The sequence below is a fragment of the Bradyrhizobium brasilense genome (assembly GCF_029714345.1).
Taxonomy (GTDB): Bacteria; Pseudomonadota; Alphaproteobacteria; order Rhizobiales; family Xanthobacteraceae; genus Bradyrhizobium; species Bradyrhizobium australafricanum.
Window position 1 is genome coordinate 3000527 of record NZ_CP121669.1, and the last position, 14329, is coordinate 3014855.

Genomic DNA, 14329 nt, shown 5'->3' on the forward strand with positions numbered 1-14329 from the left:
CCGCCCCTTGTCGTTTGGCGCGGAGTGCTCACTTTTCAGGGTATAATCGGTACGCTCAGCCGAATCAGCGTGCCGACCGGCGGCCTTGGCCGCTACATTGGTCGTTCTCTCGAAAGCCTGAAACAGACGCCATGAACCAGTATCACGACCTGCTCGAACGCATCCTCGCCGACGGTGCCGAGAAGCACGACCGCACCGGCACCGGGACGCTGTCGATCTTCGGTCATCAGATGCGTTTCAACCTCGCGGCCGGCTTCCCGATGCTGACCACCAAGCGGCTGCCGCTGAAGGCGATCGTGCACGAGCTGCTCTGGTTCCTCGCCGGCGACACCAACATCAAATATCTCAACGACAACGGCGTCACGATCTGGGACGAATGGGCCGACGCCAACGGCGACCTCGGTCCGGTGTACGGCTCGCAATGGCGGTCGTGGCCCGCGCCGGATGGCCGCAGCATCGACCAGATCGCTGGCGTGGTCGAGATGATCAAGCGCAATCCGGATTCGCGGCGGCTGATCGTCAGCGCCTGGAATCCGGCCGAGGTCGACAAGATGGCGCTGCCGCCGTGCCATTGCCTGTTCCAGTTCTATGTCGCCAACGGCAAATTGTCCTGTCAGCTCTATCAGCGCTCGGGCGACGTCTTCCTCGGCGTGCCCTTCAATATCGCCTCCTATGCGCTGCTGACCATGATGGTCGCGCAGGTGACCGGGCTCAAGCCCGGCGATTTCGTGCACTCGCTCGGCGACGCGCACCTCTACTCCAACCATCTCGAGCAGGCGCGCCTGCAGTTGACGCGGCCGACGCGGCCGTTGCCGACGATGGCGATCAATCCGGACGTGAAGGATATCTTCGCGTTCCGCTACCAAGACTTCAAACTCGAAGGTTACGACCCGCATCCGCACATCAAGGCCGAGGTCGCGGTATGAGTTGCGGTCCGAGGGATTGAATGTCGCTGACGATCCGCCGCGCGCGGCCCGATGAGGCCGGACTGGTGTTCTCGCTGGTCCGCGAACTCGCCGAATACGAAAAGCTTCTGCACGAGGTTCACGCCAGCGAGGCCGATATCGCCGAGGCGCTGTTCGGCGCCAACCCACGGCTCTATTGCGACATCGCGGAATGGAACGGCGAGCCTGCCGGCTTCGCGGTCTGGTTCGTCAACTTCTCGACCTTCGCCGGCCGTCACGGCATCTATCTCGAAGACCTCTTCGTGCGTCCGGCGCTGCGCGGCAAGGGCATCGGCAAGGCGCTGCTCGTGCATCTGGCGAAGCAATGCCTCGCCAATGGCTGGTCGCGCCTGCAATGGGCGGTGCTCGACTGGAACGCGCCGTCGATTGCATTCTACAAGTCGCTCGGCGCCGAGATGATGGACGAATGGACGATTTGCCGCGTCTCCGGCGAGGCGCTGTCGACGCTCGCGGAAGGGACGCTCTGATGGAGATCGTGCTCGTCGTAGCGGTCGCCGAGAACGGCGTGATCGGGAGCGACAACGCTATTCCGTGGCGGCTGAAATCCGACCAGCAGCGTTTCAAGGCGATCACGCTGAACAAGCCCGTCGTGATGGGGCGCAAGACCTTTGAGTCCCTGCGCAGGCCGCTGCCGGGCCGCACCAACATCGTGGTAACGCGCGATCCCAACTACCGCGCGCGCGGCGCCATCGTCACGACGTCGTTTGACAACGCCCGCGCCATTGCGCTTGGCGACGCGCTGCGGCGTTTCGCCACTGAGATTGCCGTCATCGGTGGCGCGGAAATCTACGCGCAATGGATGGGCACCGCCGATCGCCTTGAGATCACCGAGGTCCATGCCCGGCCGGACGGCGACACGCGGTTCGACAAAATCGATGCGCAGCTGTGGGACGAGGTGGCGCGCGTGCGAAATCCGGCAGGCCCGGACGACAGTGCCGACTTCTCCTATGTGACATATCGTCGGCGCGGCCGGGGTTAACCAATGTTTGCATTGACAATTATGCCCCGACGCATAGCTCGTCCGGCCAGGAAGCTTGCGTTGTAAGGGCCCTAGCGGTCCCCTATAACCGGGCCGGACATTCGAGGCCGGGCGTCCCGTCCGGACTTGCCGAGGAGATGTTTGATGCCGTGGAAAAATCAAGGCGGGGGGCCCTGGGGCTCGGGTCCGAAAGGGCCATGGGGCACCGGTCCGCAGTCAGCCGGGCCAAGGCCGCCGGATCTTGAGGATCTGCTGCGGCGCGGCCAGGACCGCCTGCAGCAGTGGCTGCCCGGCGGGCATTTCAGCGGCATGGGCGTCGCGCTGGTGCTGGTCGCCGCGCTGGCGATCTGGTTCGCGACCGGCATCTTCCGCGTGCAGTCCGAAGAGCTCGGCGTCGTGCTGCGCTTTGGCAAGTATGTCCGCGATGCGCAGCCGGGCCTGCGCTATCACCTGCCATATCCGATTGAGACAGTGCTGCTGCCGAAAGCGCTGCGCGTCAACACGATCTCGATCGGCATGACCCTGATCGACGATCCCGCTCGCCGCGGCCGCACCATGCGCGACGTGCCGGAAGAGAGCCTGATGCTGACCGGCGACGAGAACATCGTCGACGTCGACTTCACGGTGCTGTGGCGCATCAAGCCGGGTGGGGCCGGCGCCTATCTGTTCAACATCCAGAATCCCGAAGGCACCGTGAAGGCGGTTGCCGAAAGCGCGATGCGTGAGGTGATCGGCCGCTCGCAGATCCAGCCGATCCTGACCGGGGCGCGCAACGTCACCGAGCAGAGCGTTCAGGAGTTGATGCAGCGGACGCTCGATACCTACAACGCGGGCATCCAGATCACGCAGGTGCAGATGCAGAAGGTCGATCCGCCGGCGCAGGTGATCGACGCATTCCGTGACGTGCAGGCGGCGCGCGCCGACCTCGAGCGCAAGCAGAACGAGGCACAGACCTACGCCAACCGGATCGTGCCGGAGGCGCGCGGTCGTTCCGCGCAGATCCTGCAGGCTGCCGAAGGCTACAAGGAGCAGGCGGTCGCCGACGCCAAGGGCCAGAGCGCACGCTTCCTGAAAGTCTATGAAGAGTACAAGAAGGCACCCGACGTGACGCGCGAGCGCATCTATCTGGAGACCATGGAAAAAGTGCTCGGCGGCTCCGAGAAGCTGGTTTACGACGGCGGCCCGGGCCAGAACATCGTGCCCTACCTTCCGCTCGGCGAACTGACGCCGCGACGTCCGGCGGCACCGGCCACGACCGGCCAGCAGCAGGGAGCCACCCGATGAGGTCTCCCGTCACCGGCATTGTGTTCCTGATCATCCTCTTCATTGTGCTCGCCGTCGGCTACAGCTCGGTGTTCACCGTGCAGCAGACCGAGCAGACCATCGTCTTGCGGTTTGGCGAGCCGGTCGACATCGTCACCGAGCCCGGCCTGCACTTCAAGGCGCCGTGGAATTCGGTGATCAACGTCGACAAGCGCATCCTCGATCTGGAAAACCCGTCGCAGGAGGTGATCGCCTCCGACCAGAAGCGGCTCGTGGTCGACGCCTTCGCGCGCTATCGCATCAAGAACGCGTTGCGCTACTACACCAGCGTCGGCTCGATCCAGGCCGCCAATCTGCAGCTGACCACGCTGCTGAACGCAGCGCTGCGCCGCGTGCTCGGCGAGGTCAACTTCATCACCGTGGTGCGTGACGATCGCGAGAAGCTGATGCAGCGGATTCGCGAGCAGCTCGACAGGGAAGCGGACGGATACGGCATCGAGGTCGTCGACGTCCGCATCCGCCGTGCCGACCTGCCGGAGCAGAACAGCCAGGCCGTCTACAACCGGATGAAGACCGAACGTGAGCGCGAGGCGGCCGAGTTCCGTGCCCAGGGCGACCAGAAGGCGCAGGAAATCCGCTCGAAGGCCGACCGCGAAGCGACCGTGATCGTCGCCGAGGCGAACTCGGCCGCGGACCAGACCCGCGGTGCGGGTGACGCCGAGCGCAACCGCCTGTTCGCCGAAGCCTATGGCAAGGACAAGGACTTCTTCGCGTTCTATCGCTCGATGACGGCTTATGAGAACGGCCTGCGTTCCAGCGACACGCGTTTCCTGTTGCGGCCGGACTCGGAATTCTTCAGATACTTCGGCGGTGCAGGCGGCAAGTTGCCTGAGGCGGCCGCCGCGCCGAAGCAGTAACGTCACGACTTGAACATCAGGACTTGGCGGCGATGCGGATGACGCTTCGCCGCCGACCAAAAACAACAAGCATCGAGCGGGAGGCTGCCATCCGATGAAGTCCATAGCGTTCGGCGACTTCCTCATCGGGTTGGGAATCCTGTTCGTGCTCGAAGGCATCCTGTTCGCGGCAAGCCCCGCCTGGATGCGCCGGGCGATGAAGAGCGCGCTGGCGACACCCGACAACATCCTGCGCGTCGTCGGTATCGGCTCGGCGGTCGCCGGGCTTGTCCTGATCTGGGTGGTGCGAAGATAGTCGCCGCTCCGGAGCATGCGAAGCATGACCGCCAATGCGCGATTGCGCATCGGGGAACCTCGAGATTTCCCCAAGGTGCGCGATTGCGTCCCCGGGGTTCAGCCCTGTCGGGCTGCCCCGGAATGACAAGCAAGACTGAACATAATCGTGAGCCTCTCGCCGCCGGTTTTTCGCCGAAATGTCCGGCTGAGATGCTTGCGCCGTATGCCCGTTCGGGCGCACTCTGTAACTAGCGCATTTGAACCCGTTTGCTTCTGGAGAAACTCCTACATGACCGCTGCCAGACCAGCCCTGAGCCGCCGCTTCCGCATGATGGGAGCCGCGATCTCGATCGGTGCTGCGAGCATGCTGAGCTCCGTGCCGGCGTTCGCACGCGGTCCTGAAGGCATCGCCGACATCGCCGAGAAGGTGATCGACGCCGTCGTCAACATCTCGACGTCGCAGACCGTCGAGGCCAAGGACCGGACGATGCCGCAGCTGCCGCCGGGTTCGCCGTTCGAGGAATTCTTCGACGACTTCTTCAAGAACCGCCGCGGGCCGCCTGGCAAGGGCGGCGACAAGAGCGGTGAGTTCCAGCCGCGCAAGACCAACTCGCTCGGCTCGGGCTTCATCGTCGACACCGCGGGCATCGTCGTCACCAACAACCACGTCATTGCCGACGCCGACGAGATCAACGTCATCCTCAACGACGGCACCAAGATCAAGGCCGAGCTGGTCGGCGTCGACAAGAAGACCGACCTCGCGGTCCTGAAATTCAAGCCGCCGAAGCCGCTCACCGCGGTCAAGTTCGGCGACAGCGACAAGATCCGGCTCGGCGACTGGGTGGTCGCGATCGGCAACCCGTTCAGCCTCGGCGGCACGGTGACCGCGGGCATCGTCTCGGCCAAGAACCGCGACATCAGCCAGGGCCCGTATGACAGCTACATCCAGACCGACGCCGCCATCAACCGCGGCAATTCCGGCGGTCCGCTGTTCAACCTCGATGGTGAGGTGATCGGCGTCAACACGCTGATCATCTCGCCGACCGGCGGTTCGATCGGCCTCGGCTTCGCGGTGCCGTCGAAGACCGTGGCCGGCGTCGTCGACCAGTTGCAGAAATTCGGCGAGCTGCGCCGCGGCTGGCTGGGCGTGCGTATTCAGCAGGTCACCGACGAGATCGCCGACAGCCTCAACATCAAGCCGGCGCGCGGCGCGCTGGTTGCCGGCGTCGACGACAAGGGGCCGGCCAAGCCGGCGGGCATCGAACCCGGCGACGTCGTCGTCAAGTTCGACGGCAAGGACGTCAAGGACCCCAAGGATCTGTCGCGCATCGTTGCCGACACGGCGGTCGGCAAGGAAGTCGACGTCGTCGTCATCCGCAAGGGCAATGAGGAGACCCGCAAGGTCACGCTCGGCCGGCTCGAGGACAACGAGAAGGTTCAGCAAGTCAACGCCAAGTCGAAGGACGACACCGCCGAGAAACCGGTGACCCAGAAGGCGCTCGGTCTCGACCTCGCGGCGCTGAGCAAGGACCTGCGCACCAAGTACAAGATCAAGGACAGCGTGAAGGGCGTCGTCGTCACCGGCGTCGACGGCAACTCCGATGCCGCCGAGAAGCGGCTGTCGGCGGGCGATGTCATCGTCGAGGTGGCACAGGAGGCGGTGTCGAGCGCCGCCGACATCAAGAAGCGCGTCGATCAGCTCAAGAAGGACGGCAAGAAGTCGGTGCTGCTGCTGGTCTCGAACGGCGACGGCGAACTGCGCTTCGTCGCGCTCGGCGTGCAGTAGCCCCGATGGTCATTGCCGGGCTTGACCCGGCAATCCATCACCTAACAAAGTTCTTGCGAAGAAGATGGATGCCCGGGTCAAGCCCGGGCATGACGACTTTCGCGAACGGCTACCCCGCCACGAACTCATCCCGCCGGTAGCCCTGCGCGTACAGCAGCGCGGTGAGATCGCCGTGGTCGATCCGGACCGCGGCGGCGGCAGCGACCGCCGGCTTGGCGTGATAGGCTACGCCGAGGCCCGCAGCCTGGATCATGCCGAGATCGTTGGCGCCGTCGCCCACCACCAGGGTGTCGATCTCGTCCAGATCGAAGGACTCGGTGAGCTCGATCAAGGTGGCGAGCTTGGTGGCGCGGCCGAGGATCGGCTCGACCACCTCACCGGTCAGCTTGCCGTCCACGACCTGCAACTGGTTGGCGCGGTTTTCCTGAAAGCCGACCTTCGCCGCGACCACCTTGGTGAACAAGGTGAAGCCGCCCGAGATCAGGCAGGTATAGGCGCCGTGCGCGCGCATGGTCATGACCAGTTCGCGGCCGCCCGGCGTCAGCGTGATGCGCTTGTCGAGCACCTCGTCGACCACGCTGACCGCTAGGCCCTTGAGCAGCGCCACCCGCTCGCGCAGCGCGGACTCGAACTCGATCTCGCCGCGCATCGCACGCTCGGTGATCGCAGCGACATGGGCCTTGAGCCCGGCGAAGTCGGCGAGCTCGTCGATGCACTCCTGGCCGATCATGGTGGAATCCATGTCGGCCAGAAAAAGCTTCTTGCGCCGAGCGATCCGAGGCTGCACGACAATGTCGATCGGCAGGTCGCCGCGGGCCTGGCGAAGGCGTTCCTCGATTGTCTTGATACCGTCCCTGCTGCTGTCCTCGCCTTCGAACGGAATGTCGGCGGCGACTTCGTTGAACAGCCACTGCGCCGGGCCGGGTGAGGGCAGCACGGCCCGCGCACCGTCGACGATGGTGGAGTCGAGCGCGGGGCTTGCAGGATTGCAGATCAGCGTGGCAACGAGGGACATGCAGGCGCATTCGGGATTGTTGAACAAGGCAGTGCTTATCGCAGGGCCGACCGCCAGCGGCAAGTCGGCGCTGGCGCTCGAACTCGCGCAGCGGACCGGCGGGGTCGTGATCAACACCGACTCCATGCAGGTCTATCGTGACCTCCGGACCATCACCGCGCGGCCGACCGCAGGCGAAGAGGCGCTGGTTCCGCACCGGCTCTACGGCCATGTCGACGCCGGCGTGAATTTCTCCGCCGGCGCCTGGGTGGCCGATGCGGCGAAGGTGCTTAGTGAGGCTCGTGAGCAGGGACGGCTGCCGATCTTCATCGGTGGCTCCGGCCTCTATTTCAAGGCGCTGACGCGCGGCTTGTCGGCGGTGCCGCCGATCCCGGCTGATGTGCGCGACGGCGTGCGCGCACGGCTCGAGCAGCACGGCGTCGAGGCGCTGCATGCCGAGCTTGCAGCGCGCGATCCGGTGTCGGCCGAGCGGCTGAAGCCGCGCGACCGCACCCGCATCGCACGCGCGCTCGAGGTGGTCGAGGCCACCGGCCGCCCGCTGCCGGACTGGCATCGCGAGGGCCTGCCGCCACTGCTGCCGCCGGGCGATTTTCATGCGCTGTTTCTCGCGCCGGCGCGCGAGACGCTCTATGCGCGGATCGACGCCCGGTTCGGTGTCATGCTCGATGCCGGCGCGCTCGACGAGGTCGCGGCGCTGGCGGCGCGTGGGCTCGATCCGTTGCTGCCGGCGATGAAGGCCCATGGGGTGCCGGCGCTGATCCGGCACCTGAGGGGAGAGATCAGCCGCGAGGAGGCCGCCGAGATCGGCCGGGCCGACACCCGCCATTATGCGAAGCGCCAGTTCACCTGGTTTCGCCATCAGCTCCCGGAATTCGAATGGGTGGTGCCGGAAGCTGGCGGGGAATGGCTGGAGAGCCGGGTCCCGTAGCCCGGGCCGGCGGTCCCGCACGCCCGTCAGCCATGCGCGTTCGCCTGCGCAAAAACACTCGCCGAACGAGCGGAACCCCGGTAGAGTACCGAAATCGCGAAAGTGCTTGCCTTGCCTTGACATTCAGGCTTTGGCCGCTATGTTCGCGCAACCTTTGGGAAGACTGGGTCGTATCGTGCGCAACATTATTACCAAACTGCTTATCGCCGTCGTACCCAGGCACACCGCCGGGGATGGCTAGCGGCCATCCAAATTCGGGCGGTGTGCATGGGGCCTCTAGGGCCCCTTTTTATTGCCCGAAGCCGAACTGACGAGAACTGACAAAAGCCGCGCAAAAACAAGCGCATCCGGAGCGAACCATGACCGACAAGAGCCACGATCCTAATCAGATGACCGGCGCCGCGATGATCGTGCGCGCGCTCATCGATCACGGCGTGCAGCATGTCTTCGGCTATCCCGGCGGTGCGGTGCTTCCGATCTACGACGAGATCTTCCAGCAGAGCGAGGTCGAGCACATCCTGGTCCGTCACGAGCAGGGCGCCGGCCATGCCGCCGAAGGCTATGCCCGCTCGACCGGCAAGCCCGGCGTGGTGCTGGTGACGTCGGGCCCCGGCGCCACCAACATGGTGACGCCGCTGACCGACGCGCTGATGGATTCGATCCCGCTGGTCTGCATCACCGGCCAGGTGCCGACCCACCTGATCGGCAACGACGCCTTCCAGGAGTGCGACACGGTCGGCATCACGCGGCCCGCCACCAAGCACAATTGGCTGGTCCGCGACGTCAACGACCTTGCCAGGGTGCTGCACGAGGCCTTCTATGTCGCCACCACCGGCCGCCCCGGCCCGGTCGTGGTCGACGTGCCGAAGGACGTGCAGTTCGCGACCGGCACCTACCATCCGCCGCGCAAGTCGGACGTGCACGTCTCCTACACGCCGCGCGTCAAGGGCGATGCGACCCAGATCCGCAAGGCGGTGGCGCTGCTCGCCAACGCAAAGCGGCCGGTGATCTATTCCGGCGGCGGCGTGATCAATTCGGGTCCCGAGGCCTCGAAACTGCTGCGCCAGCTGGTGGAGGCGACCGGCTTCCCGATCACCTCGACCCTGATGGGGCTGGGCGCCTATCCCGCTTCGGGCCCGAACTGGCTCGGCATGCTGGGCATGCACGGCACCTACGAAGCCAACATGACGATGCATGATTGCGACGTCATGCTGTGCGTCGGCGCGCGCTTTGACGACCGCATCACCGGCCGTACCGACGCGTTCTCGCCGGGCTCGAAGAAGATCCACATCGACATCGACCCGTCCTCGATCAACAAGAACATCCGCGTCGACGTGCCGATCATCGGCGACGCCGGCAACGTGCTCGGCGATTTGCTGCAGGTGTTCAAGGCGGAAGCCAAGAAGCCGGACATCAAGTCGTGGTGGCAGCAGATCGCGCAATGGCGCGCGCGCAACTCGCTGTCCTACCGCAAGAACAACGATATCATCCTGCCGCAATACGCGATCCAGCGCCTGTTCGAGCTGACCCGCGGCAAGGACACCTACATCACGACCGAGGTCGGTCAGCACCAGATGTGGGCCGCGCAGTTCTTCGGCTTCGAGGAGCCGCATCGCTGGATGACCTCGGGCGGTCTCGGCACCATGGGCTACGGCCTGCCGGCCGCGGTCGGCGTGCAGGTGGCACATCCGGACAGCCTGGTGATCGACATCGCCGGCGACGCCTCGGTGCAGATGACGATCCAGGAGATGTCGACGGCGGTCCAGTTCGAACTGCCGATCAAGATCTTCATCCTGAACAACCAGTACATGGGCATGGTGCGGCAATGGCAGCAGCTGCTGCACGGCAACCGCCTGTCGCATTCCTACTCCGAGGCGCTGCCGGACTTCGTCAAGCTCGCCGACGCCTATGGCTGCGTCGGCCTGCAGGCGACCAAGCCGTCCGATCTCGACGGCGCGATCAAGGAGATGATCTCGATCAAGCGCCCGGTGCTGTTCGACTGCCGGGTCGCCGCGCTGGAGAACTGCTTCCCGATGATCCCGTCGGGCAAGGCGCATAACGAGATGCTGCTGCCGGAAGAGGCGACCGACGAGGCCACCGCGAAGGCCTTCTCCGGTGGCAAGGCGCTGGTGTGATGATGGATCGGCGTGGAGCACTCTCTTTTCACCTCGCCCCGCTTGCGGGGAGAGGTCGGATTGCGCGCAAGCGCAATCCGGGTGAGGGGGAGTCTCCGCGAGTCCGTCTCTCACCATTGCTCTGGAAGCAGCCCCTCACCCCAACCCTCTCCCCGCAAAGAGCGGGGAGAGGGAACTTATCGCACGCTCGGATGGAGGGCGGCTCCCATGTTTGACCTCAACGAGCTCGAGCGTGCACACCGGATCGTCGGCACCGCAGTGCCGGCGACGCCGGCGCACACATGGCCGCTGCTGGCGGAGCGGCTCGGCACCGAGGTCGTGGTCAAGCATGAGAACCACACGCCGACCGGCGCCTTCAAGGTGCGCGGCGGCCTGGTCTATCTCGAACGGCTGAAGCGCGAGCGGCCCGACGTTCCCGGCATCATCTCGGCGACGCGCGGCAATCATGGCCAGAGCCTGGCGTTCGCGGCAGGACGTCAGGGCGTGTCGGCGACAATCTACGTGCCGCGCGGCAACTCGGTCGAGAAGAACCGCGCCATGCACGCGTTCGGGGCCGAGCTCGTCGAGCATGGCGACGACTTCCAGGCCGCGCGCGAAGAGGCCGAGCGCCGCGCCCAATTCGCCGGCCTGCACATGGTGCCGTCGTTCCACCCGGACCTCGTGCTGGGTGTCGCGACCTACGCGCTCGAACTGTTCCGTACCGCGCCCGATCTCGACATTCTCTATGTGCCGATCGGGCAGGGCTCCGGCATCTGCGGCTGCATCATGGCGCGCGACCTGCTCGGGCTGAAGACCGAAATCATCGGCGTGCAGTCGACCGAGGCGCCGTCCTACGCGCTGTCGTTTGCGGCCGGAAAGATCGTCACCACCGAGTCGAGCAACACCCTTGCCGACGGCATGGCGACGCGGATTCCGGACGCGGATGCGTTCGTGCTGATCCGCAAGGGTGCCTCCCGCATCGTACAGGTCAGCGACGACGAGGTCGGGCAGGCGATCCGCGCCTACTGGACCGACACCCACAATCTCGCCGAGGGCGCGGGCGCTGCGGCGCTCGCGGCCGCGCTGCAGGAAAAGAACAGGCTCGCCGGCAAGCGGGTCGGCCTGATCCTGAGCGGCGGCAATATCGATTTCGATCTGTTCCGGACCTGGATCGGAACGGATGCCGCGCCGGCCGCCGAGCGGGCGGTGGCGTGAACAGAATGTAAGGGGACGACCATGAACCAGCCCGCATCCGCCTACTTCCTCGAAGAGCGTCACGATCCCAACGAGACGCACACTTTGTCCGTGCTCGTGCAGAACGAGCCCGGCGTGCTCGCGCGCGTGATCGGCCTGTTCTCCGGCCGCGGCTACAACATCGAGAGTCTCACCGTCTCGGAGACCGAGAGCCAGAAACATCTCTCGCGGATTACGATCGTCACCACCGGCACGCCGATGGTGATCCAGCAGATCAAGCATCAGCTCGACCGCATGATCCCGGTCTACCGCGTCGTCGACATGACGCTGACCGGCAGCTCGATCGAGCGCGAGCTTGCGATGGTCAAGGTGCGGGGCGGTGGCGATCACCGCGTCGAGGCGCTGCGGCTGGCGGACGCGTTCCGCGCCCGGGTGATCGACGCCACGACCGAGAGCTTCGTGTTCGAGATCACGGGCAATTCGTCCAAGATCAGTCAGTTCATCGACCTGATGCGTCCGCTGGGCCTGGTCGAAGTGTCACGAACCGGGGTGGCCGCGATCACGCGCGGGCCGGAAGGGATGTGAGGCATGTTGGCGCGCGACTGGTACTACACGCAACGGCGGCAGGTCGGTCTCGATACCGCGGTGGCCTCGATCTATGACGTCAGCGAAGACAGCGATGTCCGTGCCCGCCAGGCGCTGACCATGCTCGGCGTCAAGCCGGGCTGGCGGATCGCCGATATCGGCTGCGGCAACGGCGTGCTGGCCACCGAGGCGGCGCTGATGGGCGCCGAGGTCGACGCCATCGACATCTCGCCGGCGATGATCGGGCTTGCCGAAATCTATGCGCGCGACCGCAAGGCGAAGATCCGGACCCAGCCGGCCGGCCTGCTGTCGTTCGCCTACCAACCGAATTCCTACGACCTCATCGTCAGCGAGTTCACGCTGCACCATCTGCCGGACTTCTGGAAGGCAGTGGCGCTGTCGCGAATCTTCAACGCATTGAAGCCCGGCGCGAACTTCTATCTGCGCGACATGGTGTTCGTCGGCATGCCCGACGGTGTCGATCGCGATGTCGAAGGATGGGCCGACTTCTCGATCAAGAATCACGGTTTCGAGCGCGAAAGCGTGATCACCCATATGCGCGACGAATACTCGACCTTCGGCTGGGTGATGGAGCGTATGCTGACCGAGACCGGTTTCACGCTGGTCTCCGTTGACTACCACGCGCCGCTGCACGGCACCTATCTGCTGCGCAAACCGAAGCCCGACGAACAGATCTAGATCCCGACCGAAACGGAAGCAAAAGAAGAACAACAATGAAGCCGGCCGATGTTGGCATCGCCGTCATGGTCGCGGTGATCTGGGGGCTTGCGTTCGTCGCAAGCCGGATCGCGCTCGATGAGTTCTCGCCGGAGCTGATGACGACGCTGCGCTTCGCCATCGCCGCGCTGCCGTGCCTGTTCCTGCGCAAGCCCGGCGTATCCTGGCCGCTTCTGATCGCGATCAGCTCAACGCTGTTCCTCGGCCAGTTCCTCGCACAGGCCTTTGCGATCGCGCATGGCGTTCCCGTCGGGCTTTCCAGCGTGATCGTGCAGAGCCAGGCGCTGTTCACCATCGCCTTTGCTGCCTTGGCTTTCGGAGAAATCCCGACGCGGACCCAGGCGATCGGCATCGCGATCGCCGCGCTCGGCCTGCTGATGATCTGCGGGACGGTCGGCTATGACTTCAGCGTCGCGGCGTTCGCGATCATCATGATCTGCCCGATCAGCTTCGCGATCGGCAATCTTCTCCTGCGGCAGGCGAACGGCGCGCCGATGTTCGATCTGTTCGCCTGGCTGTGCCTGTCCGCCGCGGTGCCGCTCGCGGTGCTGACCTTGATCACAAACGGCCCGCAGCCGACCTGGCATGCGCTGACCCATATGTCGCTGACCGGGCTCGTCTGCATGCTCTGCCTCGGCGGCATCTCGACCAGCATCGCCTACTGGCTGTGGGGCCGGCTGCTGCGGGATTATCCGGCGGCGCAGGTGGTGCCGTTCGCGCTGCTGGTGCCGTTCGTCGGCTCCGCCGCCTCGAGCATCGTGTTCGGCGAGACATTCGGGCCGCTGCGGCTGGCCGGCATGGTCACCGTGATCGCCGGCATCGCCGTGATGCTGCTGTCGAAGCGGCCAAAAGCTCTGCCGAAAGTCGCGTGAGGGCGCCATGTCGAATTCGCTGCTGTTTGCCTTTGTCGTATTCGCCGTCGTGATGTTCTTCACGCCGGGCCCCAACAACATCATGCTGCTGTCGTCGGGGCTGACCTACGGCTTCCGCCGTACGGTGCCCCATATCGCTGGCATCACGGTCGGCTTCGCCTTCATGGTCGGCGCGGTCGGCGTCGGGCTAGGGACCGTCTTCATTGCCTATCCGGTGCTGCAGACGATCCTGAAATATGGCGGCGTCGCCTACCTGATCTATCTCGCCGCCGTCATCGCCATGGCCGAGCCGCCCTCGGCGGACAAGGACGACAGGGGCGGCCGCGGCCCAATGACGTTCTGGGGTGCCGCCATGTTCCAGTGGATCAATGCCAAGGGCTGGGTGATGGTGATCGGCACCATCACGGCCTATGCGGCGATTGCCGCCTTTCCCTGGAACATCGCGATCCAGGTCGGCCTGAGCCTGATCCTGGGCACGGTGTCCTGCATCGTCTGGGCGCTGTTCGGGACCGCCTTGCGGCCGATCCTGACCTCGCCCCGGGCGATCCGCGCCTTCAATGTGGTGATGGCCATCCTGCTGCTGGCCTCGCTCTACCCGGTCTTCATGGACGCATGATGCCGCACCGCGCCATGCGAGATGAGGGTTTCCCCTGAGGGGGAAAATGCTCTAGACAACGCCGGAAATTCGCGGGCGCCC

At 65.2% G+C, this 14329-nt stretch carries 15 protein-coding genes; 14 read left to right on the forward strand and 1 reads right to left on the reverse strand.

Annotation, left to right across the window (positions count from 1 at the left end):
- Window positions 1-131 precede the first annotated feature (131 nt).
- The 7 genes from QA635_RS13810 to QA635_RS13840 all read left to right on the forward strand — a co-directional run bounded on the left by QA635_RS13810 (window position 132) and on the right by QA635_RS13840 (window position 6186).
- On the forward strand, window positions 132-926 hold the full coding sequence (locus QA635_RS13810) for a thymidylate synthase (RefSeq protein WP_283069691.1): 795 nt from the start codon (window positions 132-134) through the stop codon (window positions 924-926).
- Between the two features lie 20 nt (window positions 927-946).
- Window positions 947-1432, forward strand: a complete 486-nt coding sequence (locus QA635_RS13815) for a GNAT family N-acetyltransferase (protein ID WP_076824256.1) — start codon at window positions 947-949, stop codon at window positions 1430-1432.
- On the forward strand, window positions 1432-1944 hold the full coding sequence (locus QA635_RS13820) for a dihydrofolate reductase (protein ID WP_283069694.1): 513 nt from the start codon (window positions 1432-1434) through the stop codon (window positions 1942-1944). Before QA635_RS13815 ends, QA635_RS13820 begins: the two co-directional genes overlap by 1 nt.
- A 144-nt stretch (window positions 1945-2088) precedes the next feature.
- Window positions 2089-3228: an FtsH protease activity modulator HflK gene (gene hflK, locus QA635_RS13825; RefSeq protein WP_028342342.1), complete on the forward strand. Its 1140-nt coding sequence runs from the start codon at window positions 2089-2091 to the stop codon at window positions 3226-3228.
- On the forward strand, window positions 3225-4124 hold the full coding sequence (gene hflC / locus QA635_RS13830; RefSeq protein ID WP_225162561.1) for a protease modulator HflC: 900 nt from the start codon (window positions 3225-3227) through the stop codon (window positions 4122-4124). The genes hflK and hflC overlap by 4 nt, the downstream gene beginning before the upstream one ends.
- Before the next feature lie 94 nt (window positions 4125-4218).
- On the forward strand, window positions 4219-4419 hold the full coding sequence (locus QA635_RS13835; RefSeq protein ID WP_283069695.1) for a DUF2065 domain-containing protein: 201 nt from the start codon (window positions 4219-4221) through the stop codon (window positions 4417-4419).
- Window positions 4420-4689: 270 nt separating this feature from the next.
- Window positions 4690-6186, forward strand: coding sequence for a Do family serine endopeptidase (locus QA635_RS13840; RefSeq protein WP_168857168.1), 1497 nt, complete (start codon window positions 4690-4692; stop codon window positions 6184-6186).
- A gap of 109 nt (window positions 6187-6295) precedes the next feature.
- Here the strand turns inward: QA635_RS13840 and serB are convergent, their stop codons facing one another.
- Window positions 6296-7201 (reverse strand): phosphoserine phosphatase SerB, encoded by a 906-nt coding sequence (serB, locus tag QA635_RS13845; protein ID WP_283069697.1) that lies wholly within the window; start codon window positions 7199-7201, stop codon window positions 6296-6298.
- Here serB and miaA point away from each other — a divergent pair.
- From miaA to QA635_RS13880, 7 genes are all read left to right on the forward strand, one after another.
- On the forward strand, window positions 7200-8129 hold the full coding sequence (miaA, locus tag QA635_RS13850) for a tRNA (adenosine(37)-N6)-dimethylallyltransferase MiaA (RefSeq protein ID WP_283071628.1): 930 nt from the start codon (window positions 7200-7202) through the stop codon (window positions 8127-8129). The two genes, serB and miaA, sit on opposite strands and share 2 nt — an antisense overlap.
- A gap of 359 nt (window positions 8130-8488) precedes the next feature.
- Entirely contained in the window at window positions 8489-10264 is a 1776-nt protein-coding gene (locus QA635_RS13855) for an acetolactate synthase 3 large subunit (protein ID WP_212053832.1), read from the forward strand.
- A 207-nt stretch (window positions 10265-10471) separates the two neighbouring features.
- Entirely contained in the window at window positions 10472-11458 is a 987-nt protein-coding gene (locus QA635_RS13860) for a threonine dehydratase (protein WP_283069698.1), read from the forward strand.
- Between the two features lie 21 nt (window positions 11459-11479).
- Window positions 11480-12022, forward strand: coding sequence for an acetolactate synthase small subunit (gene ilvN / locus QA635_RS13865; RefSeq protein ID WP_016841057.1), 543 nt, complete (start codon window positions 11480-11482; stop codon window positions 12020-12022).
- A 3-nt stretch (window positions 12023-12025) separates the two neighbouring features.
- A complete protein-coding gene (locus QA635_RS13870; RefSeq protein WP_028332477.1) occupies window positions 12026-12721 on the forward strand; it encodes a class I SAM-dependent methyltransferase in 696 nt (231 codons plus the stop codon).
- A 35-nt stretch (window positions 12722-12756) separates the two neighbouring features.
- Window positions 12757-13632, forward strand: coding sequence for an EamA family transporter (locus tag QA635_RS13875; protein ID WP_283069703.1), 876 nt, complete (start codon window positions 12757-12759; stop codon window positions 13630-13632).
- Between the two features lie 7 nt (window positions 13633-13639).
- The gene (locus QA635_RS13880) at window positions 13640-14248 is read left to right on the forward strand and encodes a LysE family translocator (protein ID WP_092089957.1); all 609 of its coding nucleotides are present in this window, start codon (window positions 13640-13642) and stop codon (window positions 14246-14248) included.
- Window positions 14249-14329: the final 81 nt, after the last annotated feature.

Excerpts from the sequence above, each read along its gene's own strand:
- QA635_RS13860 (WP_283069698.1), top strand. The coding sequence starts at position 10,472 with ATGTTTGACCTCAACGAGCTCGAGCGTGCACACCGGATCGTCGGCACC.
- hflK (WP_028342342.1), top strand. The coding sequence starts at position 2,089 with ATGCCGTGGAAAAATCAAGGCGGGGGGCCCTGGGGCTCGGGTCCGAAA.
- miaA (WP_283071628.1), top strand. The coding sequence starts at position 7,200 with ATGCAGGCGCATTCGGGATTGTTGAACAAGGCAGTGCTTATCGCAGGG.
- QA635_RS13820 (WP_283069694.1), top strand. The coding sequence starts at position 1,432 with ATGGAGATCGTGCTCGTCGTAGCGGTCGCCGAGAACGGCGTGATCGGG.
- serB (WP_283069697.1), bottom strand. The coding sequence starts at position 7,201 with ATGTCCCTCGTTGCCACGCTGATCTGCAATCCTGCAAGCCCCGCGCTC.
- QA635_RS13815 (WP_076824256.1), top strand. The coding sequence starts at position 947 with ATGTCGCTGACGATCCGCCGCGCGCGGCCCGATGAGGCCGGACTGGTG.
- QA635_RS13870 (WP_028332477.1), top strand. The coding sequence starts at position 12,026 with ATGTTGGCGCGCGACTGGTACTACACGCAACGGCGGCAGGTCGGTCTC.
- QA635_RS13810 (WP_283069691.1), top strand. The coding sequence starts at position 132 with ATGAACCAGTATCACGACCTGCTCGAACGCATCCTCGCCGACGGTGCC.
- QA635_RS13875 (WP_283069703.1), top strand. The coding sequence starts at position 12,757 with ATGAAGCCGGCCGATGTTGGCATCGCCGTCATGGTCGCGGTGATCTGG.
- QA635_RS13880 (WP_092089957.1), top strand. The coding sequence starts at position 13,640 with ATGTCGAATTCGCTGCTGTTTGCCTTTGTCGTATTCGCCGTCGTGATG.
- QA635_RS13855 (WP_212053832.1), top strand. The coding sequence starts at position 8,489 with ATGACCGACAAGAGCCACGATCCTAATCAGATGACCGGCGCCGCGATG.
- hflC (WP_225162561.1), top strand. The coding sequence starts at position 3,225 with ATGAGGTCTCCCGTCACCGGCATTGTGTTCCTGATCATCCTCTTCATT.
- ilvN (WP_016841057.1), top strand. The coding sequence starts at position 11,480 with ATGAACCAGCCCGCATCCGCCTACTTCCTCGAAGAGCGTCACGATCCC.
- QA635_RS13840 (WP_168857168.1), top strand. The coding sequence starts at position 4,690 with ATGACCGCTGCCAGACCAGCCCTGAGCCGCCGCTTCCGCATGATGGGA.
- QA635_RS13835 (WP_283069695.1), top strand. The coding sequence starts at position 4,219 with ATGAAGTCCATAGCGTTCGGCGACTTCCTCATCGGGTTGGGAATCCTG.